Source organism: Mesorhizobium sp. M0923 (genome assembly GCF_040319365.1).
In the GTDB taxonomy this organism is placed as follows: Bacteria; Pseudomonadota; Alphaproteobacteria; order Rhizobiales; family Rhizobiaceae; genus Mesorhizobium.
In genome coordinates, this window is record NZ_JAMYNW010000001.1 from 305,062 (window position 1) to 331,688 (window position 26,627).

Sequence of the window (26,627 nt, forward strand, 5' to 3'; positions counted from 1 at the left end):
GACTTTCCAGAGTGTCTTTCCCGTCTACGGTTCTTTTGCCTGAGAGATTTCGGGCGATTTCCCCTTCGGCGGCAGCTCTCGCTGCTCTCTCCCGCAAACAGGTAGGACTCGGTTAAGAGCCCTCGACTCGTCATCCATAGCCCGTGGACGACACCTTGTCACCTGCCAGCGACATTTTTACTGGCAGTCTTCTGCTGGCCTTCTTTACAGGCAAGCCTTCGCTAACCACGCCGCTTGCCGGTTTCTCAAGACCTTGCTGATATGCCGGATAAGGGCCGGCAATTGCCGGCGGCGGGCGGGGAACAAAATGGGCGAATTGATCATGAGCGCGCCAGTGGCCGGGCTGACCTCGAAAAATCGGATCACGGCGGAAGACGTGGTCATGCTGCGCGGCGAAGTGTTCGGCGACGGCGTGGTAACGCGCGGCGAGGCCGAGGCGCTGTTTGCGCTCGACGCGACGGCGAGGGACAAATGCGCGGAATGGCTCGAGTTTTTCGTCGAGGCCGTCACCGACTTCATCGTCCACCAGGAACAGCCGGCCGGCTATGTTTCCCAGGACAATGCCGACTGGCTGATCCGGGCGATTTCGCGCGACGGCATGGTTGACAGCCGAACCGAACTCGAGCTGCTAGTGCACGTGCTGGAAGTTGCCAAATCATCGCCGAGCACGCTTTCCGGCTATGCGCTGGAGCAGGTCGCTCATGCGGTCGTGGATGGCAAGGGGCCGCTGACGACCGGCGGCAGGCTTATCCCTGGGTCGATAGCCAAGGCTGAGGTCGAGCTGTTGCGCCGCATCCTTTACGCCTATGGCGGCGATGGCAACATCGCCATCAGCCGCGCCGAGGCCGAGGTGCTGTTCAAGATCAACGAGCGGACAGTGGCGGGCGACAATGATCCGTCGTGGAACGATCTGTTCGTCAAGGCGATCGCCAATTTCGTCATGTGTTCGGCCGGCTACGAAGCGCCGGTGCGCGATGTGGCGCTGCGCCGGGATGCTTTTTTCGAGCAGGCCGATCCGGAGATCGGCGGTTTCTTCAGCCGCATGGTGTCGGGTGGCCTGTCCGGCATTATGGAGGCCTATCGTTCACCGGGCGACGTCGAGGCCGAATGGGAATCGAGGAACAACGCAGCCGAGGCTCTGGCCCGCCGCGCCGAGACGGTCGATGCCGGCGAGGCGAAATGGCTAGCTGAACACATCGGCGACCGGCCGCTGCAGGAGAACGAGCGTGCGTTGCTGACGCTGATCAAGCACGCCTCGCCGGAAATCCACCCGGCGCTCAAGCCGCTGATCGACAAGGTCGCATAACAGGTCGCCAACCTATTGCTTGGCAGGTTCCGGCTTGGCGCCGGTGTCGAACCGCGACATCCATTTGAAGCTGCCGAACCAGTAGCGGCGCACGCCGCCTATGGTGCCGTCAGCGGTACGCGCGCCGATCCAGTTGTTGACGTATTGGATGAGGCGGACATCGTCCGGCCGCATGGCAAACGCCTCCGGCGTCCGCAACAGCGGACCGCCCACCATTTTCAATTTCGCGTCATAGAGCCTGGCGGCCATTTGCGGCGTTGGCGATGTGGCGACCATCGCCTGTGCGTCGCCGCCGATGATCGCGGCGAAAACATCTGAGGTATTGTCGAAAGACAGGATGGTCGCCTTAGGAAAAGCTTCCTTCGCGGCGGCTTCATCGGTGGAATTGGACAACACGGCGATCTTGTATCCCGGCGCCGCTACTGCCTTTCCCGGCCTTTTCCCAAGGCTGGCGATCGTCGCAACCATGCGGATATCGGCGGTACCGGTCTGGTTGGAGAACACCACCTCGCGTGCGCGTTCCGGCGTGCTGGCGTAGCCCGCCGCGATCATGTCGAAATCACCCTTGAGCAGTCGTGTCTTGAGGTCGTTCCAATGCACCTCGACCAGCTTCAGGTCGACGCCGAGATCAGACGCCAGCGCATTGGTCAGGTCGACATCATAGCCGGCGAACTTCCCGTCGGCCTTCTTGAGGATCCATGGCGGGTTGAGCGCCACGCCGACCGTCAGTGTCTTCTGGTCGATGATGCGCTTGAGGCTGTCATCCGCCCGGGCTGGCAGCAGCGACAAAGCCAACCAGGCAGAAAGGGCAAGTATAGTTGTGGCGATCATCTTAGCGCGCATTAATATAACCTCGCTGAGCCCGTCCGGTTGTCAGATTTACACAGAGGTGCCATTCTGTCGATAGCGGACCCTGATGGAGAGTTGCGATGTCGGCACGGATGGCGGTTAGCAGTTCGATGATGTTCCTGGTTTGCATCCTGGGCAACCCGGCGAAGCTTTCGTTGCTGCCGGCGGCAGCGCAGGCTGCGGGGGCAAAACGCATGGTCTGCTCCAGCGCCGATTACCGCTATTCCTATTGCGGGATCGATACGCGACGTGGCGTGCAGTTGACCTCCAGGCTTTCGAAGGCGCGTTGCGTATATGGTAGAAGCTGGGGCTATGACGGCGGCGGCATCTGGGTCGACAATGGTTGCTCGGCCGAATTCGCAGTCGCCGGCCCCAACCGCAATCCCTCTGCTGGCGACGTCGCTGCAGCCATTATCGTCGGCGGCGTGGTAGGCGCCATTCTCGACAACGGCAATTCGCACCGCCATCATTCCGACAATTACTATCCGAAGCCGCGCCCGCGCCGTTACGACCAATCGATCGATCCGACGCCGCAATTCGACAATCAGGGCAATCCCAACTTCGATACCCACGGCAACTACCAAGGACCGCACGGGCTGGGGAAGCTTGTTACCCCTGACGACAATCCTGATCTGAATCCGGCCCTGCGCAGCGACGGCGACGACAGCGACGACGACAGTTAGCTGAGGCTTAGGTCAGGTTTCGGTCAGATGCCGCCGTACCAGTCGTAGCCATTGTCCTCCCAATAGCCGCCTCTGCCGCCGCCGAGATTGGCAAAGCCGTCGACCAGCTCGATCTTGGTGAGATATTTCGGCATTTTGTAGCCGAGCTGGCGCTCGACGCGGACGCGTAGCGGCGCGCCGTTCTCGACCGGCAACGGCTTGCCGTTGACCCCATAGGCAAGGATCGTTTGCGGATGACGGGCATCGATCAGGTCGATCGAGCCGTAATATTTGATATCGCCGGCAAGGCTGCGGTCGATCGTATCGAGGCAGTGGAACATGACGTAGCGCGCCTGCGGCTTGACCACCGCCTGGTCGAGCACCAGCGACAGTGGCGTGCCGGTCCATTTGGCAATGCAGCTCCAGCCCTCGACGCAGTCGTGGCGGGTGATCTGGGTGCGGCTCGGCATGTTCATCAGCTGCTCGCGGCTCAGCGACAGCGGTTTTTCGACGAGGCCGGAAACCTCCAGCCGCCAGTCGGCGAAATCGTTGGCGAGCAGGCCCTTGTAGAAATCGTCGTCGGGCGCGGTGACGCCGTTCGGCCGCTGCGGCTGGCGAATGTCGGCCTCGGTGAACTCCGGCGCCAGCGCGTCACGGCCGGCAAGCAGCCGCTGCGCCCGCCAGGTCAGGCCATTGGCGCTTTCGAGGAAGCTGCGCAGGCCGTCGCCGACGCCAAGCTGGCTGTCGAAGGCGTCGCAGCCCGAAAGCATGATGCCGGAAAGGCCGAGGCTGGCCGAGGTCAGGAATTTTCTTCGGCTTGTCTGTAGCTTGGGGCTGATCTCGAATTTCGCCATGTCAGGCGCTCCTCTCGGGTGCTTTGTCGCCATGCGCCGGCGGGTCGGTTCGGTACCAGCCGGTGATGATCGAACGCAGCTCGTTGATCGGGCCGGCGGCGAGGATCATCAGGATGTGGATGATGAAGAAGGCGACGAGCAGCAGCATCACCGTGAAATGAATGGTGCGCGCCGTCTGCCGGCCGCCGAGCAGGTCGTTCAGGAATGGCAGTACCGAGTTCATGCTCGGCGACATGGCCAGGCCGGTGACGATCATCAGCGGCAGCAGCACGAACAGCACGCCGCCATAAGCCATCTTCTGCAGCGTGTTGTATTCGCGCCTGTGGTGGAACCGGAACCTGGCGTGGTCGACAATGTCTCGCGGCAGCCGCCTGATATCATCGAGGCGCGGGGCAAGATCGCGCCGCAAATGGCCGTTGATCAGACTGGCGACCAGCCAGACCAGCAGCGTGGTGGTCAGCACCCAGGCGAAAAAGAAATGAACGACGCGCGCGGTGCCGAGATCGTAGTAGGAAGGGATCGTCGCCCAGGACGGGAAGGCGCGGGAGGTCTGCTGGCCGGCCGGACCCGACCAGCCGAGCACGCCGGTGGTATCGAAGCGCTTGCCGAAGATGTCGGTGTAGCCGCGCGGGCCAGTCACCGTGTTTTCGGCGCCAATGGCGAAGATGGTGTTGTTGTAGCCAAAGCCCGACTCCTTGCCGATGTAGAGCTGTGGGCGGGCGTTAAATATTTGCAGACCGGAAAGCAGCATGAAGAACAGCGCGATCGCCCACAGCCAATGCGTCAGCCGCGTCCAGCGCGACTGCCGATAGATCAGCGTCGCATCGCTCGGCGCGGCGGTATCTGCTTCGGCGGCTTGGTTTCTGGCAAGCGATTCCATCTGTTGTTCCCTCCGGCCGCACGTTCGCCGCGGCCTGTCAGATCTCTTCTCCTCCCAATACGTCGCCAGCTTAAGCGATGTTTCACCCGATCCCGGATTTATTACGGACTGCCGAGGCTGACTGCGAGGTTGACCGCGGCTGCCACGATCACCGTGTTGAAGAAGAACGACAGGATCGAATGCACAAGCACGACACGGCGCATTTGCGAGGTTGTGATGTTGGTGTCGGCAGTTTGCGCCGTCATGCCGATCACTGTCGCAAAATAGAGGAAATCCGAGCCTTCCGGCCGTTTGCCGCCCGGGAAGTCGAGGCCGCCGACCGGAATTTTCTTTTTGGTGTCGCCATCCATCGCGTCGCCGTCCAACCAATAGAGATGTGCGTAGTGAAGTGCCGCCATCGCATGGATGGTCAACCAGCCAAGCGGGATAGACAACAACGCCACCGTAAGCTCGACGGGATCCGCGCTCTTCTCCCTGTTGATCAATTGAAACAACGAGATGATGGCAATTGCGACCACAACCAGCGTGACCGCGAAGATGGCCAGCACCGGCAGGTCCGTGTCGCCTGCATTCTTGCGCAGATAGCTGCCAGTAAGCCGCGGCATGTGAGCGACGACAAGACAGAGATAGGCGGCAAAGAACACATTGGCGCCGATCGAATAGGCAAGCGGCGCACGCCAGATCAGCGCTGCGGCGAAGGCTGCCACGCCGATGCAGGCCGACAGCGCGAACGGCGTGTGGCGTTGCATGGGCATCTTGGTGGGGGTACCGGTCGTCATGGTTTCAGTCCGCTGAGGCGGATTTCAGCGCTCGCCGCAAGATGCGGTCAAGTTCGCCGAGAAACCGCGAGCGATCCTGCGGCGCGAAGCTCGAATTGTAGCCCTTGCTTTCGCCGGTCTCGCGCAGGTGCTGCTTGAGGTCGCGCATCGCCACCGCCATGCCGATCGTCTCCGGCGTAAACGGGCGCCCGGTCGGGCCGAGTACATGGGCGCCAAGTGCCACCGCGCGCGCGGCAAGCGGGATGTCGGCGGTCACCACGATGTCGTTGGGCCGGGCATTTTCGACGATCCAGTCGTCGGCGGCGTCGGCGCTCTTGGAGACGACGACATTGCGGATCATCGGATCGCGCGATGGACGCAAGCCGCCATTGGAGACGAAGGTGACGACGATGCCGTGCCGCTCGGCAACCTTTTCGACCTCGGCCTTCACCGGGCAGGCATCGGCATCGACGAGAATAGCGGGTGTGGGCATCGTTGTTCCAAATGTGAAAGAGCCGGGCGACGTCGCCCGGCTCGATCGATGATAGTCGAGCGGCTACTAGGCCGGCAACGCGCCAGATCTCTTCGCCGTCCAGGTGGCGATATAGTCCATCAAACCTGGATTGAGGCAGTCATAAGGCTCGAGCCCGATCGACTTCAGCTGTGACCTTATGCCGTCCATACGGCTCGGATCGACACCGGATTCGATGATCGACGAGACGAAGGCGGTGAAGCCCGGAGGCGACCAGCCGTCCTCCTGGAAGCGCTCCGGATGGATGAAGGACAGCCCCTTGAAAGCGTGGTCGCGCTCGACCGGGCCGTGCATGTGGACGCCGCAGCCCGTGCAGGCATGGCGCAGGATCAGCGCGCCCGGATCGACCACCTTCAGCTTGTCGCCGTTTTCGGTGACCGTCACGTCGGTTGTACCGGCCACCGCCACGACCGAGAACAATGCGCCTTCCGGCTTCCAGCATTTGGTGCAGCCGCAGGCATGGTTGTGGGCGATCTGGCCCTTGACCTTCACCTTGACCGGATTGCTGGTGCAGGCGCAGACCAGCGTCCCGCCGGCAAAGTCGGCCTTTTCCCTGGGCAGTCCATTGTCGATTTTCGGATGCAGTTTTTCCGGCATTTTTGTCTCCTCCCTTGTTGAACATGTGCATTTTCGGCCGCTGGCTGATTGGCCGGCGGCTTTCTCCTCCTCCTCAGTAAACTACCACGCTCCTGATCGACTTGCCTTCGTGCATGAGGTCGAACCCCTTGTTGATGTCCTCGAGCTTCAGCGTATGGGTGATCATCGGATCGATCTCGATCTTGCCGTCCATGTACCAGTCGACGATTTTTGGCACATCGGTGCGGCCGCGCGCGCCGCCGAAGGCGGTGCCCATCCAGGTGCGGCCGGTAACCAGCTGGAACGGCCGCGTCGAGATCTCCTGGCCGGCGCCGGCAACGCCGATGATGACCGACTTGCCCCAGCCACGGTGGGACGATTCAAGCGCCTGCCGCATGACTTTCGTATTGCCGGTGCAGTCGAACGTGTAGTCGGCGCCGCCGATCTGGTCGGCGCCGCGCTTGGTCATGTTAACGAGATGAGCCGCGATATCGCCGTCGACCTCCTTCGGATTGACGAAATGCGTCATGCCGAATTTCTCGCCCCAGGCCTTCTTGTCGTTGTTCAGGTCGACGCCGATGATCATGTCGGCGCCGGCAAGGCGCAGGCCCTGGATGACGTTGAGGCCAATGCCGCCGAGGCCGAAGACGACAGCGGTCGCGCCTTGCTCGACCTTGGCCGTGTTGATCACCGCGCCGATGCCGGTGGTGACGCCGCAGCCGATGTAGCAGATCTTGTCGAAGGGGGCGTCGGCATTGACCTTGGCCACCGCGATCTCGGGCAGCACGGTGAAGTTGGAGAAGGTCGAGCAGCCCATGTAGTGGAACAGCTTGTCCTTGCCGATCGAGAAGCGCGACGTGCCGTCAGGCATCAAGCCTTGACCCTGCGTGGCACGGATGGCGGTGCAGAGGTTGGTCTTGCGCGACAGGCAGGACGGGCACTGCCGGCATTCCGGCGTATAAAGCGGGATGACATGGTCGCCCTTCTTGACCGAGGTGACGCCCTTGCCGACGTCGACGACGATGCCGGCGCCCTCATGGCCGAGGATCGCCGGAAACAGGCCTTCCGGGTCGGCGCCCGACAGTGTGAACTCGTCGGTGTGGCAGATGCCGGTTGCCTTGATCTCGACCAGCACCTCGCCATCACGGGGACCTTCGAGGTCGACCTCCATGATCTCCAGCGGCTTTCCGGCGGCGACGGCGACAGCGGCGCGCGTTTTCATCAGGCAATCCTCCCATGGCAGTCTGCAATCCAGGTTAGATTTAACTTACCACTCAGCTCTGCGCTATGCACGAAGCGACGTTCTGATCCCGGATTTTCGTCAGAGCTCGCCGATTTGCGTCCGGGATAGGCTCCGACTTTGCCTTGACCGGCCCCCTGAAGCCCATAAAACGGGAAGCCCGGAAAAGAAGGGCAGCCGAGGGACGAGGCCTGCATGTTCACAAAGATCCTGATCGCCAACCGTGGCGAGATCGCCTGCCGTGTGATCAAGACGGCGCGCAAGATGGGCATCGCCACCGTCGCGGTCTATTCCGACGCCGACCGCGATGCCGTGCATGCCGAAATGGCTGACGAGGCGGTGCATATCGGCCCTTCTCCCGCCGCGCAAAGCTATCTGGCCCCGGAAAAGATCATCGCCGCCTGCAAGGCGACAGGGGCCGAGGCCGTGCATCCCGGCTACGGTTTCCTGTCCGAGCGGGCATCCTTCTGCGAGGCGCTGGAGCAGGAAGGCATCGTCTTCATCGGCCCGAAGCCCAAGGCCATCAAGGCAATGGGCGACAAGATCGAATCGAAGAAGTTCGCCAACGCGGCCAAGGTTTCGACGGTGCCCGGCTGGCTTGGCGTCATCGAAAACGTCGCCCATGCCGAAAAGATCGCCGGCGAAATCGGCTATCCCGTGATGATCAAGGCCTCGGCCGGCGGCGGCGGCAAGGGCATGCGCATCGCCTGGAGCAAGGCCGAGGTGCGCGACGGCTTCGACCGGGCGCGCTCGGAAGCCAAAAGCTCGTTCGGCGATGACCGCGTCTTCATCGAGAAGTTCATCGTCGATCCGCGCCATATCGAAATCCAGGTGCTTGCCGACGCGCATGGCAACACGCTCTATCTCGGCGAGCGCGAATGCTCGATCCAGCGCCGCAACCAGAAGGTCGTAGAGGAGGCGCCGTCGCCGTTCCTCGATCCCAAGACCCGCAAAGCCATGGGCGAGCAGTCTGTGGCGCTGGCCAAGGCGGTCGACTACCAGAGCGCCGGCACGGTCGAATTCATCGTCGATAGCGACAAGAACTTCTATTTCCTGGAAATGAATACGCGCTTGCAGGTCGAGCATCCGGTGACGGAACTGGTCACCGGCATCGACCTGGTCGAGCAGATGATCCGCGTGGCGGCCGGCGAAAAGCTCGCCATCAAACAGGGCGACATCAAGCTGAACGGCTGGGCGGTGGAAAGCCGCCTCTATGCCGAAGACCCGTATCGCAACTTTCTGCCGTCGATTGGCCGGTTGACGAGATACCGGCCGCCGGAAGAGGGGCAATTTGGCGAAATAGTCATCCGCAACGATACTGGCGTCACCGAAGGCTCGGAAATCTCGATGTTCTATGATCCGATGGTCGCCAAGCTGTGCACCTGGGCGCCGACACGGCTTGCGGCAATAGATGCGATGTCGGAAGCGCTGGACAGGTTCGTTGTCGACGGCATCGAGCACAACATACCGTTCCTGGCGGCGCTGATGCAGCATCCGCGCTGGCGGGAAGGGCTGATATCGACCGCTTTCATCGCCGAGGAATACCCAGACGGCTTCGCGCCGATCGTGCCAGACGCCGAGGAGAAAGCGGTGCTGGCCGCGATCGCCACCGCGGTCGAACTGCTGCGCCGCGACCGGCTCGACCGGCTGGGCGGGCGGCTGGCGCCGCATTCCGGCGCCTTGAAACGCGATTGGGCGGTGAAGATCGGCCGGGATTATCTTTCGGTCGCCATCGTCGAAGGCATGATTTCCATTCCGATGGAGCTCGACCTCACAATCGACGGCGACAAGGCACTGAGGGTGACCTCCGACTGGCGGCCGGGCGATCCCATCTGGCGCGGCAAGGTCGGCGGCCGCAAAGTCGCGGCGCAGGTCAGGCCGGTGCTGAACGGGTTCCGCATCGCCTGGAAAGGCATGTCGGTGACAGTCCGCGCCATGCTGCCGCGCACCGCCGAGCTCGAAAGGCTGATGCCGGAAAAAGTGGCGCCGGATACCTCGAAGATGCTGCTTTGCCCGATGCCCGGCCTCGTCGTATCGATCGCCGTTGCCGAGGGGCAGGAGGTCAAGGTCGGCGAGACGCTGGCCGTGGTCGAGGCGATGAAGATGGAAAACGTGCTGCGCGCCGAGCGCGATCTCATCGTCTCGAAGCTCAACGCCAAGCCCGGCGACAGCCTTGCCGTCGACGCGGTGATCATGGAATTCGCGTGAGGCTGAAACCCGCCCTCGACGCCCTTCAGAAGTTGGCGGGACAGCGCCCCCCTCTGTCCTGCCGGACATCTCCCCCTCCAGGGGGGAGATTGGCAGCCTCGGCGCCTCGCTCGCTCCTGCAACGTTGGAAATTGGCGAAAGCCGAGATGATGGCCAATCTCCCCCCTCGTGGGGGAGATGTCCGGCAGGACAGAGGGGGGCGCGAAGGAACGCGACCTTGCAATTGGTTGGGCACGCTCAGTGGAGGAGGGACAAGGCGAGGCCGCGAGGAATTCGCATTTTCCCCGTCGCGCCGTATTTTGTTCTTGCTTTGTGCCGGCAGCTATGCTACTAATTTGGGTATGGTGCTAATTGGCTCCAACCCGCCCGCCAAGGCGGGTTTTTGTTTTCGGGCTTCGACTGACGTGGTGGTTGCTGCGGATTTAGCTCGGCTCCTCGTGCCACGGCTCAACCTCGCAAAAGGCGTCAATCCAGGCATGAAAACTTGGCGCAACCTCATCAACGGTTCCAAAGTCGTGATCGAAGAACCAAATTGCCCGCATATCGGCGCTTTCACCGCCAAGCTGGTCTGCATTGAAGCAGAACTTGTTTCCTAACGAATCGCTCGCGATAGCTACAAGCTGGTCAGGCATCCCGATTTCACGCCAGCCAAGCGTTTCCTCGACTATCTCCTTCGGAGAATAGAAGTTAGCAAGATCATGCAGATCCAGTTTACGCTCGACGATCGCGTTTAAAAGCGCGATCGTGGGCCGAGGCAACCCGACGTCAAGTACTGCCTTTCGATAGTCTTCGGGAAAGTGGGCGCCTAGCTGCTGCTCAGCAGCACCCAAATCCTCCTCGGAGACTGAGTCAGGGGGATATGCAGGGGTGGTCCACTTCTCAACGAATCGCGAAAGTGACATGCGCGCTACCTTACAACACGGAATAGGCTAAGCAGCTTGGGAACGCATGGCAACGCCAGCTTTCCCCAAGCCATCTCGGTGGACTCCGGTTTATCGGTTCTCGGCCTGATCACTACCGCTGGACTCGTGTTACCCGGTGCCGGACAATATATCTTCATCGACTGAGTCCTTGTGAGGCGGCGCGAAAAAACCATGGCGGATGAGAGACTTCCACGCGATCCCTTGCTGCGCGAGGCCTATGCAAAGGCGTCGCGGGCGGAGCAGGCGGCGCGTCGGTTCATTCATCTGCGCGTGCATTCGGCCTATTCGCTGCTCGAAGGTGCCTTGCAACTCGGCAAGATCGTCGGCCATGCCGTGCAGGATGAATGCCCGGCAATAGCCGTCACCGATACCAACAATCTGTTCGGCGCGCTGGAATTCGCCCAGAAAGCCGGGAAGGACGGCATCCAGCCGATCATCGGCTGCCAGATCGACCTCGCCTTTTCCGGCGAGGCGAGCGACAGCCAGCGCGACCGCAGGCGGCAAGGACCGGAGATGCGGCCCGTCGTACTGATCGCCGCAACCGAGGCCGGTTACAGCAATCTGGTCAGGCTGGTCAGCCGCGTCTACCTCGAGACACCGCCCGGCGAAGCGGTGCATCTGACGACCGAGATGCTGCAGGGCCACTCCGACGGTCTGATCTGCCTTACGGGCGGGCCGCGAGGCCCGATCGGCAATGCCTTGAAAGAGGACCGCCGCGAACTCGCCGAGACCCGGCTCCTGGCGCTCAAGGGCCTGTTCGGCGACCGGCTCTATGTCGAGCTGGAGCGCGTGTCCGGCTACGACCGCACGATCGAGCAGTCGTCGGTCGACCTCGCCTACCGCCACGATCTGCCGCTGGTTGCCACCAACGAGGCGTTTTTCTTTTCTCGTGAAGACTATGAGGCGCATGACGCGCTGATCGCCATCGCCGAAGGCTCCGTGGTTGCGGCCGACAATCGCCGCCGCCTTTCACCCGACCACTTCCTGCGAAGCCAGGCCGATATGGCGAGGCTGTTCGCCGACCTGCCGGAAGCAATCGACAACACCGTCGAGATCGCGCTGCGCTGCTCCTACTATCCGAAGACCCGCAACCCGATCCTGCCGCGCTTTGCCGGCCGCGATGTCGCCGACGCCGACGCAGCGGTTAAAGCGGAGGCGCAGGAGCTTGCCCGGCAGGCGCATGAAGGGCTGGACGCGCGGCTGGCGGCGCATGGGCTCACACCCGGCTACACGGCCGACCAGTATCGCGAGAGGCTGGATTTCGAGCTCGGGGTCATCGAGAAGATGAAATATCCCGGCTATTTCCTGATCGTTGCCGACTTCATCAAATGGGCCAAGGCGCAAGGCATTCCGGTCGGGCCGGGCCGCGGTTCGGGCGCCGGCTCGCTGGTTGCGTATTCGACGACTATCACCGACATCGATCCGCTGCGCTTTTCGCTGCTGTTCGAGCGCTTTCTCAATCCCGACCGCGTGTCGATGCCCGACTTCGACATCGACTTCTGCCAGGACAGGCGCGAGGAGGTCATCCGCTACGTCCAGCAGAAATACGGCCGCGACCAGGTCGGCCAGATCATCACCTTCGGCACGCTGCAGGCGCGCGCGGTGCTGCGCGACGTAGGCCGTGTGCTGCAGATGCCTTATGGTCAGGTCGATAAACTGAGCAAGATGGTGCCGTCGAACCCGGCCAATCCAGTCAAGCTCGCCGACGCCATCGCCAACGAGCCGCGCTTTGCCGAAGAGGCCGAGCGGGAGCCGATCGTGCAAACGCTGCTCGACACGGCGCAGAAACTGGAAGGTCTCTACCGCCACGCCTCGACGCACGCCGCCGGTATCGTCATCGGCGACCGGCCGCTGTGGGAACTGGTGCCGATGTACCGCGATCCGCGCTCGGACATGCCGGTCACACAGTTCAACATGAAGTATGTCGAGCAGGCCGGGCTGGTGAAATTCGACTTCCTTGGGCTGAAGACGCTGACCGTGCTGGACAGGGCGGTCAAGCTGATCCGCCGCCGCGGCATCGAGATCGATCTCGCCCACATTCCGCTCGACGACCCGGAAACCTACGCCATGCTGTCGCGCGGCGAGGTGGTCGGCGTGTTCCAAGTGGAAAGTGCCGGCATGCGCAAGGCGCTGATCGGCATGCGGCCCGACTGTATCGAGGACATCATCGCGCTGGTCGCGCTCTACCGGCCGGGGCCGATGGAGAACATCCCGACCTACAACGCCAGAAAGCACGGCGAGGAGGAGATGGCGTCGATCCACCCGAAGATCGACCATCTCGTCAAGGAGACGCAAGGCGTCATCGTCTACCAGGAACAGGTGATGCAGATCGCGCAGGAGCTTTCCGGCTATTCGCTAGGCGAAGCCGATCTGCTGCGCCGCGCCATGGGCAAGAAAATCCGCGCCGAGATGGACAAGCAGCGCGAGCGCTTTGTTTCCGGTGCGGTCGAGCGTGGCGTCGGCAAGCCGCAAGCCGACTTCATTTTCGACCTGCTGGCAAAGTTCGCCGACTATGGTTTCAACAAATCGCATGCTGCCGCCTATGCCGTCGTGTCGTACCAGACCGCCTATCTGAAGGCGCATTACCCGGTCGAATTCCTGGCCGCATCGATGACGCTCGACATGGGCAATACGGACAAGCTCGCCGATTTCCGCCAGGATGCGCTGCGTCTCGGCATCGAAGTGGTGGCGCCATCGGTGATGACGTCGTTCCGGGATTTCGAGGTCGGCGAGAACCGCATCTTCTATTCGCTGGCCGCGCTCAAGGGCGTCGGCGACGCGGCGGTCGAGCACATCGTCGCCACGCGCGGCGAAAAGCCGTTCAAGAGCCTCGCCGATTTCTGCGAAAGGGTAGATCCGAAGATCGTCGGCAAGCGCGTCTTCGAAAGCCTGATCATGGCTGGCGCGCTCGACTGCTTCGGCCACGACCGCGCGGCGATGATGGCCGGCGTCGAGCGGATGATGGGGCTGGCATCGCTGGCGCAGCAGAATGCCGTCACCGGCCAGCATGACATTTTTGGCGCTTCGCTTGGCGCACAGTCGCGGGCACTCAACCTGCCGGCGACCGACCCCTGGCTCGCCGCCGATCGCCTGCATCGCGAATTCCAGGTGGTTGGATTCTATCTCTCGGCGCATCCGCTCGACGAATACAAGGCGGCGCTGCAGAAAATGCGGGTGCAGACCTGGGGCGAGTTTTCGGCCGCCGTCAAACGCGGTGCTGCCGCCGGCCGGCTCGCCGGTACCGTCACCACCAAGCAGGAACGCAAGACGCGCACCGGCAACAAGATGGGCGTCGTGCAGTTTTCCGACACGTCGGGCCAGTATGAAGCGGTGCTGTTTTCGGAGGGGCTGGCACAATACCGCGACCTGCTCGAACCCGGCCGCTCGGTGGTGATCACCGTTTCGGCCGAGGACAGGCCGGAAGGCGTCAATCTGCGCATCCAGACCGTGCAGTCGCTGGAGGACGAGGCAAGCCGCATCCAGAAAGCGCTGCGCATCTTCGTCAGAAATGACGCACCGGCATCGACAATCCAATCGCAACTTGGGCAGCGTGGCGACAGTCAGGTGAGCATCATCGTCATCAAGGAAGGCGGCGAGGGCGAGGTCGAGATTGAGTTGCCCAACCGCTACCGCGTCTCGCCGCAGATCGCGTCGGCGATGCGCGCTGTGCCAGGCGTGGTGGAAGTGGAGCTGGTGTAGCCGGCTGCCCGGCTGGCAACACTGGACGGCTGGTGGCCCAAACGTTATCGCAGTCGCCATGAATGCAATAGACAAGAGTGGAGCGCAGGATTCTTCAGCCTTGGCGCGGCTCCGCGACATGCTGCGCAAGCTATATCACGGGCGCACAGCGGCGGCGTTCCGGTTTCAGCTTGCGGCTGTTGTCATCGACCTCGCCATCATTGCCTTTTTTATTGCCACGCCGGTGATACAGAAGTCGTCCTCGTTCCTCTGGCTGGACTACTCCGTGGCAGCACTCGTCGCCGCCGACATGATTGCCCGGCTGCTTGCCTCCAACGACATGCTGCGCCTGATGAAACAGCCGGCGTCGTGGATCGATGCCTTCATCCTGCTGACTCTGCTGATGCCTACGGCGCTGGCCAATCTCGGTTTTTTGCGCATCCTGCGGCTGTGGTCGCTGTCGCGTAGCGGCGCGCTGTGGCGATTTCTCGAGATGCGCGGCTTCAGGCGATGGCGCGAGGCGAGCCGCGCGGTCATCAATTTCCTGACGTTCCTCTTTGTCATCACCGGCTTCGTCTACACCTTCTTCTTCCGCACCGTGGGCGGTCTCGAGGGCTATGTCGATGCGCTGTATTTCACCGTCGCCACAGTTACCACGACCGGCTTCGGTGACATCGTCCTGCCCGGCGTGGCCGGCAAGCTCACCGCGATCGCCACCATGATCATCGGCATATCGCTGTTCGTCAGGCTTGCGCAGGCGCTCTTCCGTCCCACCAAGGTGTTCTTTCCTTGCCCGCAATGCGGGCTGCAGCGGCACGAGCCCGACGCCGTCCATTGCAAGGCCTGTGGGCACGTTCTGAACATACCCGACGATGGCGATTGAATTGCAGGGCTACGATGCTGCCACCTCAGCCGGTTTGGCGGCTTTTTTCTGCAGATTGAGCAGATTGCCGAGCAGGATCAGCAGGGCGCCGCCGGCGGTGAAGGCGTCGATCTGCTCGTGATAAAGCAGCCATCCGATCACCGCCGACAGCGGTACGCGCAAAAAGTCCATTGGCGAGATGACCGTCGCATCGGCATAGACAAGTGCGCGGGCCATGCAGAAATGCGACGACATGCCGGTAAACGCGATCAGCAGGATCCACGGCCAGAGCTCGAGCGGCGGGTTGCGCCATTCGTACAGCGCCGGGACGAGGCCAAGCACCGACTGGATGATCAGCATCCAGAAGATGATGCGCACGACGCTGTCCGTCCGCGTCAGCGACTTGACGAGGACCACCGAGACGCCGAAGCAGACCGCGGCTCCCAGCACGATAACCTGCCCCGGATTGACCGCGCCGACGCCCGGACGCACGATGATCACCACGCCGATCAGCCCCAGCACGATTGCCGCAAGCCGTGGCCGGGAGAGCCTTTCGCCGAGGAAAACGACCGCCAGCAGGGCGGTCCAGATCGGCGTGGTGAATTCGATCGAGATCAGCACCGCAAGCGGGATCAGCGTCAGGGCGTAAAGCCAGGCAGCCTGGCCGGTATAGTGGACGACGTTGCGGGCGATATGGGCCAGCGGACGCCCGGTGCGCATCGCCGCAAAACCGCCTGACATCATGACCAGCGGCAGCAGGATGAAAAAGCCGATCACCGAGCGCAGCTCGAGCACCTGGAAGACGTTGAGCTCTGCCGTCGTGGCCCGGCCGGCGACCGACATCGCCAGGAACGAGGCGATCGACAGCGCCATCCAGAACGCGGCCTTGGGGATCGAGGGTGCGGGTACCATGCGCGCTATGTCGCAAGCCGGCGCTTTCATCGCAACCGCTAGCCGATGCATTTGACTGGGCCAGCCGTGAAGCGTTGCAAACAGTGATGTTGAAGTCGGAACCCGCCGCTGAGGGAAGCGTTGGTCCCTCAGTGTTTGCGTGCTGTGCTTGGATACCAACGAGGAGCGGTCCGATGAAATCACTCGCACGATTTGTACTTGCCGGCTGCCTGGCGGCCGGGGCCGGCGCAGCGCATGCCGACGATCCGGATTTTCTTCGCTCATTCCAGGGGAGTTTCGCCGGCAAAGGCATCGTCAAGGTCACCACCGATGCGCCGACGGTGAATGTCTCCTGTCACTTCAATTCCGACGCGACGTCGAACTCATTGTCGCTCGACGGCAGCTGCCGCGGTCTTATTTTGGTAACGCGCGACATCAGCGCGGACCTCAGGTCCAGCGGGACGAAATACAGCGGCACCTATGTCGGATCGCGCACCGGGCCGGCGCAATTGAGCGGCAGCCGAAAAGGCAACGCAATCAATCTCGGCATCCGCTGGGCCAAGGAGGTCAATGGCGATCGCAAGGCGCAAATGACGGTCGAGAAGAATGGCGAGGACGGCATGCGGCTGACCGTTATCGACGTCGACCCGAAAACCGGCGAGCGCGTGATTACCAGCCGGATCGATCTGCGGCGCACTTAGCACTATCACTCCTCGATCGGTTCGGGCGGGTGCGCATCACGGCCCTTGCCGAAGGTATAGCCGGTTTCCACCGCCCTGCGGCCGAACTTGCCGCGCAGCGTGTCGATGGCGCCTTCGGCCATGGCGCGCTTGCGTGACTTGACGTCGACCAGGTCGGGCGGGTCCGCCCGGTCATCGTCGGAGAGATCGCTGACGCCAATGCCGAGCAGCCGGTATTTCGTGCCATCCGCTTCCTTGTGTAGCAGCTCGAGCCCGGTCTGAAAGATGCGGTCGGCCAGCCGGGTCGGATCGCCGAGCTGGCGATTGCGCGTGCGGATCTTGAAATCCTGGGTCTTCAGCTTGAGGACGACGGTGCGTCCGGCAATGCCGGATTTTTTCAGCCGGGCCGAGACTTTCTCCGCCAGCGCCCTCAGCACCGAAACCAGTTCCTCGACGGAGGCGATGTCGGTGTCGAAAGTGGTTTCCGCCGAGACGCTTTTCGCGTCCTGGTCGGGAACGACGCGGCGGTCGTCCTCGCCGCGCGAAAGCCGGTAGAGCCGGTCGCCCATGACGCCATAGCGGCGCATCAGGTCGCCGCGTTCCATGCGCTGCAGCTGGCCGATGGTGCGGATGCCGTCGCGCTCGAGCGTGGCGGCAAAGGCCTTGCCGACGCCCCAGATCAGCGTCACCGGCTGCTCGGCCAGGAAGCCGATAGCCTCGGCCTCGCCGATCACCGAAAAGCCGCGCGGCTTGCGGAAGTCCGAGGCCACCTTGGCCAGGAACTTGCAATAGGACAGGCCTGCCGAAACGGTGATGCCGATCTCCTTTTCGACGCTGAGAGCGAAGCGCGCCAGCACCACCGCAGGCGGCAGGCCATGCAGGCGCTCGGTGCCGGCGAGGTCGAGGAAGGCCTCATCGATCGAGAGCGGCTCGACCAGCGGCGTCAGCGCCTGCATCATGGCGCGCACCTCGCGGCCGACGCGGACGTATTTTTCCATGTCCGGCGGGAGGACCACCGCGTCCGGGCAGGCTTCGAGCGCCTTGAACATCGGCATTGCCGAGCGCACGCCATGGATGCGGGCGATATAGCAGGCGGTGGAGACGACGCCGCGCTTGCCGCCGCCGATGATCAACGGCCGGTCCTTCAATGCCGGGTTGTCGCGCTTTTCGACCGCCGCGTAGAACGCGTCGCAATCGATATGGGCAAGGCGCAGCCGGTAAAGCTCGGGATGGCGCGCAAGCCGCGGACTGCCGCAGCGCTCGCAACGGCGTGCCTCGCTGCGCTGAAAATTCAGGCAGTCGCGGCAAAAACCGTGTTCGGGATTGTTGACAGGGGCCGCCATCGCTGCGAACATAAAGAGAACAAATGCAATGGTACGTCAGGACGGACGCCACGACAAGGCGGTGGGCCGGGAGAGAGCTCATGAATACGACCATAGCGCCGCTAGTGCCCGAGCTTTGGGCGGATTTCGAAGATCTTTTCGGTAAGCAAGGCGCCTGCTACGGCTGCTGGTGCACACATTTCCGGCTGTCGCCGGCAGCGCGCCGCGCGAGCGACCGGGAGCGCAACAAGGATCATATCAAGGCGCGGATCGAGGCCGGGCCGCCGCCCGGCCTGCTGGCCTTCGAGGACGGCCGGGCAGTCGGCTGGATGCAGATCGGCCCGCGCGCCGACGTGCCCGAATGGAACAACCAGGGCAGGGGGTCGGCGCCGCTCGACCCCGCCGATGCCACCGATCCCGGCGTCTGGGCGATCTCCTGCTTTTTCATCCGCGCCAAGGCACGCGGCAGGGGCCTGTCGCACCGCCTGGTCACAGGCGGCATCGACTTCGCACGGGAAAATGGTGCCCGGCTGATCGAGGCCTGCCCGATCGATCTATCGAAGGATTCGCGCTCGATCGGGCTGTTCGTCGGCTCGTCGCGGGTCTTCGAAAAGGCCGGGTTCCAGCGATTGGTCGAGCGCAAGCCGGGCCGGCCGCTGGTGCGGCTGGTGCTTTAGGCAATGCCGCGGGCGACATCGATCCGTCCGGCTCGCCTTGCGGTTGTGATGGTAATTCCCTACCAGTGATAGAAACGGTTTGACGGCCGCGAATAAGTGAGGATCGACATGAAGCGCGTTTTGCCACTTGTTTTACTGCTTGCCTGCAGCGGACCGGCCTTCGGCCAAGCGGTCGACAGGCAAGGGGCGAAGCAGCTTTCCGACGATCTGGCGCGCTATATCGGAAAGAAGCTGTTCGATATCGGGTTCGTGAAAATTTCAGTCGACGGCGATGCCTACAAGCTCGCATTCGACTTCAAGCCAGTCACGGATTTGATGGCAAAGCCGCAAGCCTTCAAGTTCGACATCACGCCTTACTTCATCTTGGTCAAGCCGCGCAAAGATGGACACTGGGACGTTTCGGCGGACGTGTCCCCGAAGGGGTCTATCGATTTCGTTGGCCCTGAGGGGGCGCAGCACATCGACTTCTCCGTGTCGGACAACAAGTTCACCGGAGTTTATGACCCCGACCTGGCCGCTTTCGCGAGCGCAACCGGTTCGATGGCTGGCATGACGATGACCACCCGAGAGCCCAAGCAGCAGGCGGATGTCACGGTCGGTCCTGGCACTGCCGTAATAGTTTCGACCAAATCCGCAAACGGCGGCGTCGATTTCACGGTGACGGAAAAAATAACGAACTTCGCCGAAACGATCAAAGTCAACGATCCCAAAAGTGGGTTGAGTTTTCCGGCTGCTGTAAAAGCGCCTGAACTTTCTGTGGATGCGGCCGGCAAGGGTTTGCGGACAAAGCCGCTGCTCGACCTGCTTGCTTTCATCGTGGCGACTGATGATGCAGCCAAATTCAAGGCGGATGGGGCGGAGTTCAAATCGCTTCTGACGGCAGCACTGCCGTTGTGGGAGCGGATCGACGGCACCTACGGCTTCAAGGACCTTGTGGTGGAGAGTCCGGTCGGCAAGTTCGGTGCGACGCAACTGAATACCGCTGTCGGCATGGACGGCATCGCCAAGGAAGGCAAGATCAACTACGCGTTCAAGGTTTCCGGCCTGACAATACCGCAGCAGGTGCTGCCCAGCTGGAGCGTTGCGTTGCTGCCGACGGATATCGACCTCAACTTCGGCGGCGCCAACATCGATCTGGACAGCATGGCGAAGAAAACCATCGAAACCCTTGATTTCAGCAAGGATCCACCGCTGCCGGCAGATTTCGGCAACCAGATCTCCGCCGATTTCCTGGCCAAGACGCCAAAGGCCATTCTCGGACACAGCACGATCAAGAACGGCAACATCGAGATTGCGATGGAAGGCGAGATGACCTTCCCCGGCAAGAAGCCGCGTGCGGACGTGACAATCGACATCACCGGCTACGACAAGATCGTGGAGACCTTGCAGACGGCGGCGAAGACGGACCCGCAGGCCGCGCAGTATTTTACCGGCGCGCTGGCGATCAAAGGGTTTGGCAAGACGCTGCCGGACGGCCGGCTTGAATGGGTGATCAACACCAAAGCCGACGGTTCGGTGACGGTCAACGGCGCCATGCTGAAGCCGGCCGACCCCGTTGGGACGGACAACAGTGGGGAAGAGGCAACGCCATAAAGCACCAGCAGTGGCCCATCGTCTGCGGAAGGCTCTTCGATCTGCCCGCAGTCTCGGCATCGTGGCTTATGTCGAATGCTCATGATTGTCGTCGCCGAGCGGCAGTGCCCGCAACGCCTTGCCCACTGCGGCCGGCGGCGTGCCGGTTTCCTCCGAAAAACGCATCAGCGTCGGCTCGTGGGCGAGGATGAACTGCAGCACGCCGGCCAGGAAACCCGGCTCGCCGGCCGCCCGGCGGATGGAATGGGCCTCGATGCCGGTGATCGCCAGGAAGCGGGGCAGAAGTTCCGGATCGGCGGCGACGAAGCCCAACGCCTTTACGGCAATGGTTTCGGCTTCCTCGCGCATTGACGCTGCGTTTGCCATCGCTACTTTTCCTTCGTGGGCGGAATCGTTCTGTTTTCGCAGTAGTGGCAAGTGTTTCCGGCAGCAAGCTCGCCGACCTGGAATCCGACCGCTTTTCCGGCGGCCGGTTTCCGTTTCGTCAATCATATTGCCGTATAGTGGGAACAGGTTTGGTGCGTGCCGACAAGGGGCGCATGACGGCACCCTTCGAGTGGAAGGCCAGCCGGGACGGGAAATCGATGCCTAAAAAGGTTATGATCGTCGAGGACAACGAGCTCAACATGAAGCTCTTTCGCGACCTGATCGAAGCGAGCGGCTACGAGACGGTGCGTACACGCAACGGCCTGGAAGCGCTGGATCTGGCGCGGCAGCACAGGCCGGACCTCATCCTGATGGACATCCAGCTGCCCGAAGTGTCCGGCCTCGAGGTGACCAAATGGTTGAAGGAGGACGATGATCTCCACGTCATCCCGGTCATCGCCGTCACCGCCTTCGCGATGAAGGGCGACGAGGAGCGCATTCGCCAGGGCGGCTGCGAGGCATATATTTCCAAGCCGATCTCGGTGCCGCGTTTCATCGAAACCATCAAATCCTACCTGGGCGATGCCTGATGTATCTTTCCAGCCGAGCCGGAGCTTTGTGAAATGACCGCGCGGATCCTCGTCGTCGACGACATCCCAGCAAATGTCAGGCTGCTGGAGGTTCGGCTGCTCGCCGAATATTTCGAGGTTCTGACCGCCACCAACGGGCCGGATGCGATCGAGATCTGCGAGAACGGCAAGGTCGACGTCGTGCTGCTCGACGTGATGATGCCCGATATGGACGGGTTCGAGGTTTGCCGGCGGCTGAAGGGTGACCCGGCGACATCGCACATCCCGGTCGTGATGATCACCGCGCTCGATCAGGTTTCGGACCGGGTGCGAGGCCTCGAGGCCGGCGCCGACGATTTTTTGACCAAGCCGGTCAACGATCTGCAGCTGATGACGCGCGTCAAGAGCCTGGTCAGGCTGAAGTCGCTGACCGACGAGCTGCGGCTGCGTGCCTCGACGACGCGCAATATCGGCATCGAGGAGCTTTTGAGCCGCAACTTCGCGGCCGACGATGCGGTGCCAAAGGTGCTGCTGGTCGACGAGCGCAAATCCTCCTTCGAGCGCATCCAGAAGATGCTGCGCGGCAGTGCCGATCTCGACGTCGCCACCGATCCGCATGCCGGTTTCTTTCAGGCTGCCGAGTTGCCCTACGAATGCGTGATGATTTCGACGGCCTTCGCCGATTTCGACCCGCTGAGGCTCTGCTCGCAATTGCGCTCGCTCGATCGCACCCGTTTCCTGCCAATCATCCTTCTGGCGGACGAGGGCGAGGAGGGGCGCATCATCCGCGGCCTCGAACTCGGCATCAACGACTATCTGATGCGGCCGATCGACCAGCAGGAGCTGACCGCGCGGCTGCGCACGCAGGTGCGCCGCAAGCGCTACAACGACCAGCTTCGCGCCAGCGTCACCCAGACCATCGAGATGGCGGTGACCGATGCCCTGACCGGCCTGCACAACCGCCGCTATCTCGACAGCCATCTGCAGACGCTGTTCGACCGCGCCGTGGCACGGCGCCGGCCGCTGTCGGTGATGATCACCGATCTGGACCGCTTCAAGACCATCAACGATACGCATGGCCATGACGGCGGCGACGACGTGCTGCGCGAATTCGCGCGGCGGCTGCGCAAGAATGTGCGCGGCATCGACCTGGCCTGCCGCTTCGGTGGCGAGGAGTTCGTGGTGGTGATGCCGGACACGGACGGCGCGGTAGCCGAAAAGGTAGCCGAGCGCATTCGCGCCGAAATCGCCCAACTGCCGTTTGCCGTTGGCAGCGAGGGCAAAGCGATCGAAGTCACCGTCAGCGTCGGCGTGTCGTCGGTGCTGAAAGGGGTGGATACGGTCGCTGCGCTGATGAAACGCGCCGACCTCGCGCTCTACGAGGCCAAGAGCGGCGGCCGCAATCGCGTCGTCGCCAAGGCGGCATAGCCCGGACACCAATTAGCCAGTCAACGCGACAAGGTTACGAATTTACCTTAATCCAAGCGATTTGCGAGGCTTGGTTAAGAAACTGTTGATTTTCATAAGTTGGTGCGCAAATGTGCAGCCCTTAGACGTAACCGGCACGAGGCTAGATCGCCGGTTCGACCCGAAGAATACCCCATGATGCTCAGGTCCGCCGCATCTCCTGGGTCCGTGGGGTCGGCCGGCCGGCGCTGGCACATAGTGGCCTCCTCGTACCGCTGCCAAACGCCGGCCGGCCCCCAATTTCAAAACACATCAGGACTCTGTGTCAGCATCCAGAAAATGCTGGCTTTTTGCCGTGACAGGTAGGCCGCCTTTTGATCAGCACGCTGGGGGCGGTACGCATGTGCCTGCAGCCGATTGACAGAGCCTGTCTTCTATGCAGAATTGGTTGGACCATTGAGCCATTTTTGGTGACCCGTTGGCATGACCGAATTCGGCCTTTCGCCCATACAGGCAACTGCTCGCGACGACGCGGTGCTCAAGGCCCTGGCCGGCTTTGTGATGCGGGAAGCCCTCGGGCCCGGCCAGAGACTGCCGACCGAACGCATCCTTGCCGAGCGCCTCAAGGTGAGCCGCAACACCGTGCGCGAGGCGCTGACGCGCTGGGAAGGGCTCGGCCTGGTCGAGCGGCGGCAAGGCAGCGGCACTTATCTCAAGGGAGTGGTGTCGCTGGACATGCTGCACATGCCGCTGACGCTGGCCGGCGGCAATGATTTCACCAGCCTGATGCAGACGCTGGAAATCCGCCGCGCGCTGGAGGCGGAAGCAGCCGCCCTTTGCGCCGTTCGCGCCGGCCAGGCAAATCTCGTCGAGATCGGGCGCAAGCTCGACATTATGGAGCAGGCCTTCCACACGCGCGCCGGCATGTCGGCGGAGGAGGACTGGGAATTCCACCAGTCGATCTACCGCGCTTCCGGCAATCCGCTGTTCGAGCAGATCATCGCCGCCATGCACGAGCTGTTCCACCGTTTCTGGGAACATCCGCTCGGCGTGCGCGACTTCGGCCACGCCAGCTTCCCTTATCACCGCACCATCTTCGAACGCATCGCCGCGCACGATCCGGAGGGAGCCCGGGCCGAGGCGCTGAAGCTGATCGCCACCGTCGAGGACGATCTGAAACGCGGTGCGGCCAAACTCAAACTCTCAGGCCAGAAATGAACGACCATCCCGCCGGTTTCGAAAACGACTATCTCGCCGAGGCTGCGACGCTTCTCGCCCATGATGAGCCTTTTCCCGGCGGTGCGGTGGTCCCGCCGATCTACCAGACTTCGCTCTTCACCTTCGCCAATTATGCCGAGATGGCCGACACATTCGCCGGCAGGCGACGCCAGCCGATCTATTCGCGCGGTGACAACCCGACGGTGATGGAGTTCGAGGCGCGTGTCGCCGCCCTCGAAGGCGCGCAAGCCGCGCGCGGCTTTTCCAGCGGCATGGCAGCGATCAGCGCCACGGTGCTTGCTTTCGTCAGTGCCGGCGAGCGAATGGTCGTCGTGCGCAACTGCTACGGCGATGCCTACCGGCTGTTCGAACGGCTGTTGCCTCGGCTCAACATCAAGGTCGACTATGTCGACGGTTCCGATCCGGACGCGGTCGCCGCAGCACTTCCCGGCGCCAAGCTGCTCTACCTGGAAAGCCCGACGTCGATGATGTTCGAGCTCCAGGACATAACGCAGCTGGCACGGCTGGCCAAAGAGCAGGGCATCGTCACCTCGATCGACAATTCCTGGGCGACGCCAGTGTTCCAGAAGCCGATTTCACATGGCGTCGACCTGGTGCTGCATTCCGCCTCGAAATATCTTGGCGGCCACAGCGACACAGTCGCCGGCGTGGTGGCCGGTTCGGCTGCCCATATCCGACACATCAACGAGCAGACCTATTCCTATCTCGGCGGCAAGCTTTCGCCTTTCGAGGCGTGGCTGTTGCTGCGCGGGCTGCGCACATTACCGTTGCGGTTGCCGCATCACATGAAGAGCGGGCTGACCATCGCCGAGCGACTGAAGGCGCATGGCCATGTCGAGCGGGTCAACCACCCGGCCTATTCCAACCATCCAGGCAAGGCGACGCTTGCCGGCTATGCCGGGCTGTTCTCATTCGAAGTGACGGAAGACGTCGACATCCCGGCTTTCGTCGATGCGCTGAAACTCTTTCGCATCGGCGTCAGCTGGGGCGGCCATGAGAGCCTGGTCGTTCCGGCAAAGGCCTCGCTCGAGCAGACGCCGGGCCTGAATTCGATGGCGCGCTTCGGCGTCAGCCCGCGAACCATCCGCTTCAGTGTCGGATTGGAAAGTGTCGAAGACCTGTGGGCCGACGTTGCCCAGGCCTTCGACCGAGCAAAAAGATAAAAGGAGCCGTTCAAAATGGGAGTGCTGAACATGAAAAAACTGAGCATCCTTCTTGGTGCCGTCGCGGGTCTGGCGATTTCCGCCGGCAGCGTGCTGGCCGATTCCACCGTCAAGATGGTCGAGGTCATTACCAGCCCGCCGCGTACCGAATTCCTCAAGAAGCAGATCGCCGAGTTCGAGACGGCCAATCCGGGCGTCAAGGTCGAGCTCGTATCGCTGCCTTGGGGCCAGGCGTTCGAGAAGTTCCTCACCATGGTGCAGGCCGGCGACACGCCCGACATCGTCGAGATGCCGGAACGCTGGATGGGCCTCTACGCGACCAACGGCCAGCTCGAGGACCTCGGGCCATACATGGCCAAATGGGACGATGCCAAAACGCTGGGCGAGCGCGCCAAGCAGTTCGGCTCGACGGTCGACAACAAGCAGTACATGATCCCTTACGGCTATTACCTGAACGCGCTGTTCTGGAACAAGAAGCTGTTCAAGGAGGCCGGCCTGGACGGTCCGCCGTCGACGCTCGACGAATTCGTCGAGGACTCCAAGAAGATCTCGGCGATACCGGGCAAATACGGCTACTGCCTGCGCGGTGGCCCGGGCGCCTTCAACGGCATGCACATGTTCATGAACATTGCCGCTGGTAAGGGCGGCTATTTCAACGAGGACGGCACCTCGACCATCAACGAGGAAGGCTCGGTCAAGGGCCTGCAGATGCTCGCCGACATGTACAAGAATGGCCTGGCGCCGAAAGATGCGGTGAGCTGGGGTTTTAACGAGACCGTCACCGGCTTCTATAGTGGCACCTGCGCCATGCTGAACCAGGATCCCGACGCGCTGCTCGGCATCGCCGACAAGATGAGCGCCGACGACTTCGCCGTGGCGCCGATGCCGGTCGGGCCGAGCGGCAAATCCTATCCGACGCTCGGTTATGCCGGCTGGGCGATGTTCGCCAATTCCCAGCACAAGGACGATGCCTGGAAGCTGATGGCGACGCTGTTGTCGCCCAAGGACAATCTGGAATGGGCAAAGGAAGTCGGCGTCATTCCGATCCACAACGGCGCCGACCAGGACGCTCACTTCAGGACCGAGCAGTTCAAGGGCTGGTTCGAAGAACTGAACAACGGCGACAAATACGAGATGGTGACGCCGCCGACGCATCTGGAAAACCTCGGCAATTTCGTCGACCAGGTGGCGATCAAGAATTTTCAGGAAGTGCTGCTTGGCCAGAAGGCGGCCAAGGACGTGGCCGACGAATGGGCCAAGTTCCTGACCAAGGAACAGCAGGACTGGCTGGCCAAGAACAAGAAATAGCTTTTCTTCCTTCTCCCCGTTCACGGGGAGAAGGTGTCACAAAGTGACGGATGAGGGGCGGCGCCAACCCGTCGTGGCTCGTGC

24 protein-coding genes and 1 riboswitch are annotated in these 26,627 nt (G+C 62.3%); of the genes, 13 read left to right on the forward strand and 11 right to left on the reverse strand.

The window, feature by feature from the left end:
- Window positions 1-17 precede the first annotated feature (17 nt).
- Window positions 18-104, reverse strand: a riboswitch (glycine riboswitch).
- A 203-nt stretch (window positions 105-307) separates the two neighbouring features.
- Window positions 308-1,306: a hypothetical protein gene (locus tag NKH89_RS01460; RefSeq protein ID WP_352547341.1), complete on the forward strand. Its 999-nt coding sequence runs from the start codon at window positions 308-310 to the stop codon at window positions 1,304-1,306.
- A 12-nt stretch (window positions 1,307-1,318) separates the two neighbouring features.
- Here NKH89_RS01460 and NKH89_RS01465 read toward each other — a convergent pair whose 3' ends face one another.
- Window positions 1,319-2,149 (reverse strand): transporter substrate-binding domain-containing protein, encoded by an 831-nt coding sequence (locus NKH89_RS01465; RefSeq protein ID WP_352640640.1) that lies wholly within the window; start codon window positions 2,147-2,149, stop codon window positions 1,319-1,321.
- 86 nt (window positions 2,150-2,235) lie between these two features.
- Between NKH89_RS01465 and NKH89_RS01470 the strand changes: the two genes are divergently transcribed.
- A complete protein-coding gene (locus NKH89_RS01470) occupies window positions 2,236-2,838 on the forward strand; it encodes a DUF3011 domain-containing protein (protein ID WP_352495364.1) in 603 nt (200 codons plus the stop codon).
- A 23-nt stretch (window positions 2,839-2,861) separates the two neighbouring features.
- Here NKH89_RS01470 and NKH89_RS01475 read toward each other — a convergent pair whose 3' ends face one another.
- The 6 genes from NKH89_RS01475 to NKH89_RS01500 all read right to left on the reverse strand — a co-directional run bounded on the left by NKH89_RS01475 (window position 2,862) and on the right by NKH89_RS01500 (window position 7,639).
- A complete protein-coding gene (locus tag NKH89_RS01475) occupies window positions 2,862-3,671 on the reverse strand; it encodes a molybdopterin-binding protein (protein ID WP_352908339.1) in 810 nt (269 codons plus the stop codon).
- Between the two features lies 1 nt (window position 3,672).
- A complete protein-coding gene (locus NKH89_RS01480; RefSeq protein WP_352908340.1) occupies window positions 3,673-4,551 on the reverse strand; it encodes a cytochrome b/b6 domain-containing protein in 879 nt (292 codons plus the stop codon).
- 101 nt (window positions 4,552-4,652) lie between these two features.
- Window positions 4,653-5,330 carry a DUF1345 domain-containing protein gene (locus NKH89_RS01485; protein WP_352640646.1) on the reverse strand — a complete coding sequence of 226 codons (678 nt, stop codon included), beginning with the start codon at window positions 5,328-5,330 and terminating at the stop codon, window positions 4,653-4,655.
- Window positions 5,331-5,334: 4 nt separating this feature from the next.
- Complete coding sequence (locus tag NKH89_RS01490) at window positions 5,335-5,802, reverse strand: YaiI/YqxD family protein (RefSeq protein ID WP_352908341.1); 468 nt, start codon at window positions 5,800-5,802, stop codon at window positions 5,335-5,337.
- 66 nt (window positions 5,803-5,868) lie between these two features.
- Entirely contained in the window at window positions 5,869-6,438 is a 570-nt protein-coding gene (gene gfa / locus NKH89_RS01495) for an S-(hydroxymethyl)glutathione synthase (RefSeq protein WP_352908342.1), read from the reverse strand.
- 73 nt (window positions 6,439-6,511) lie between these two features.
- Window positions 6,512-7,639, reverse strand: coding sequence for an S-(hydroxymethyl)glutathione dehydrogenase/class III alcohol dehydrogenase (locus tag NKH89_RS01500; protein WP_352908343.1), 1,128 nt, complete (start codon window positions 7,637-7,639; stop codon window positions 6,512-6,514).
- A gap of 213 nt (window positions 7,640-7,852) precedes the next feature.
- Here NKH89_RS01500 and NKH89_RS01505 point away from each other — a divergent pair, with 213 nt between their 5' ends.
- Window positions 7,853-9,865 carry an acetyl-CoA carboxylase biotin carboxylase subunit gene (locus tag NKH89_RS01505; protein ID WP_352908344.1) on the forward strand — a complete coding sequence of 671 codons (2,013 nt, stop codon included), beginning with the start codon at window positions 7,853-7,855 and terminating at the stop codon, window positions 9,863-9,865.
- Between the two features lie 422 nt (window positions 9,866-10,287).
- Here the strand turns inward: NKH89_RS01505 and NKH89_RS01510 are convergent, their stop codons facing one another.
- Complete coding sequence (locus tag NKH89_RS01510; RefSeq protein ID WP_352908345.1) at window positions 10,288-10,767, reverse strand: SMI1/KNR4 family protein; 480 nt, start codon at window positions 10,765-10,767, stop codon at window positions 10,288-10,290.
- A 192-nt stretch (window positions 10,768-10,959) separates the two neighbouring features.
- Here NKH89_RS01510 and dnaE point away from each other — a divergent pair, with 192 nt between their 5' ends.
- Window positions 10,960-14,487, forward strand: a complete 3,528-nt coding sequence (gene dnaE / locus NKH89_RS01515) for a DNA polymerase III subunit alpha (protein ID WP_352908346.1) — start codon at window positions 10,960-10,962, stop codon at window positions 14,485-14,487.
- A gap of 58 nt (window positions 14,488-14,545) precedes the next feature.
- Window positions 14,546-15,349 (forward strand): ion channel, encoded by an 804-nt coding sequence (locus tag NKH89_RS01520; protein ID WP_352908347.1) that lies wholly within the window; start codon window positions 14,546-14,548, stop codon window positions 15,347-15,349.
- 9 nt (window positions 15,350-15,358) lie between these two features.
- On the opposite strand, the gene NKH89_RS01525 is transcribed toward NKH89_RS01520, so the two are convergent.
- Window positions 15,359-16,240 (reverse strand): DMT family transporter, encoded by an 882-nt coding sequence (locus NKH89_RS01525; RefSeq protein ID WP_352547349.1) that lies wholly within the window; start codon window positions 16,238-16,240, stop codon window positions 15,359-15,361.
- Window positions 16,241-16,413: 173 nt separating this feature from the next.
- On the opposite strand from NKH89_RS01525, the gene NKH89_RS01530 reads away from it, so the two are divergent.
- The gene (locus NKH89_RS01530; protein ID WP_352908348.1) at window positions 16,414-16,920 is read left to right on the forward strand and encodes a hypothetical protein; all 507 of its coding nucleotides are present in this window, start codon (window positions 16,414-16,416) and stop codon (window positions 16,918-16,920) included.
- 5 nt (window positions 16,921-16,925) lie between these two features.
- Here NKH89_RS01530 and NKH89_RS01535 read toward each other — a convergent pair whose 3' ends face one another.
- Entirely contained in the window at window positions 16,926-18,254 is a 1,329-nt protein-coding gene (locus tag NKH89_RS01535) for a DNA polymerase IV (protein WP_352482192.1), read from the reverse strand.
- A gap of 68 nt (window positions 18,255-18,322) precedes the next feature.
- Between NKH89_RS01535 and NKH89_RS01540 the strand changes: the two genes are divergently transcribed.
- Together NKH89_RS01540 and NKH89_RS01545 are read left to right on the forward strand one after the other, a co-directional pair.
- Window positions 18,323-18,898 carry a GNAT family N-acetyltransferase gene (locus NKH89_RS01540; protein ID WP_352855391.1) on the forward strand — a complete coding sequence of 192 codons (576 nt, stop codon included), beginning with the start codon at window positions 18,323-18,325 and terminating at the stop codon, window positions 18,896-18,898.
- A gap of 108 nt (window positions 18,899-19,006) precedes the next feature.
- On the forward strand, window positions 19,007-20,491 hold the full coding sequence (locus tag NKH89_RS01545; protein WP_352547351.1) for a hypothetical protein: 1,485 nt from the start codon (window positions 19,007-19,009) through the stop codon (window positions 20,489-20,491).
- 66 nt (window positions 20,492-20,557) lie between these two features.
- Here NKH89_RS01545 and NKH89_RS01550 read toward each other — a convergent pair whose 3' ends face one another.
- Complete coding sequence (locus NKH89_RS01550; RefSeq protein WP_023720115.1) at window positions 20,558-20,857, reverse strand: DUF3572 domain-containing protein; 300 nt, start codon at window positions 20,855-20,857, stop codon at window positions 20,558-20,560.
- Between the two features lie 173 nt (window positions 20,858-21,030).
- Between NKH89_RS01550 and NKH89_RS01555 the strand changes: the two genes are divergently transcribed.
- From NKH89_RS01555 to NKH89_RS01575, 5 genes are all read left to right on the forward strand, one after another.
- Entirely contained in the window at window positions 21,031-21,447 is a 417-nt protein-coding gene (locus tag NKH89_RS01555) for a response regulator (RefSeq protein WP_348625950.1), read from the forward strand.
- A 33-nt stretch (window positions 21,448-21,480) separates the two neighbouring features.
- A complete protein-coding gene (locus NKH89_RS01560) occupies window positions 21,481-22,854 on the forward strand; it encodes a PleD family two-component system response regulator (RefSeq protein WP_023720114.1) in 1,374 nt (457 codons plus the stop codon).
- A 462-nt stretch (window positions 22,855-23,316) separates the two neighbouring features.
- Window positions 23,317-24,051, forward strand: a complete 735-nt coding sequence (locus tag NKH89_RS01565) for a FadR/GntR family transcriptional regulator (RefSeq protein ID WP_352908349.1) — start codon at window positions 23,317-23,319, stop codon at window positions 24,049-24,051.
- A complete protein-coding gene (locus NKH89_RS01570) occupies window positions 24,048-25,235 on the forward strand; it encodes a PLP-dependent transferase (protein WP_352844184.1) in 1,188 nt (395 codons plus the stop codon). The genes NKH89_RS01565 and NKH89_RS01570 overlap by 4 nt, the downstream gene beginning before the upstream one ends.
- Window positions 25,236-25,265: 30 nt before the next feature.
- Window positions 25,266-26,543, forward strand: a complete 1,278-nt coding sequence (locus NKH89_RS01575; RefSeq protein ID WP_352844182.1) for an ABC transporter substrate-binding protein — start codon at window positions 25,266-25,268, stop codon at window positions 26,541-26,543.
- The last annotated feature ends 84 nt before the right edge of the window (window positions 26,544-26,627 follow it).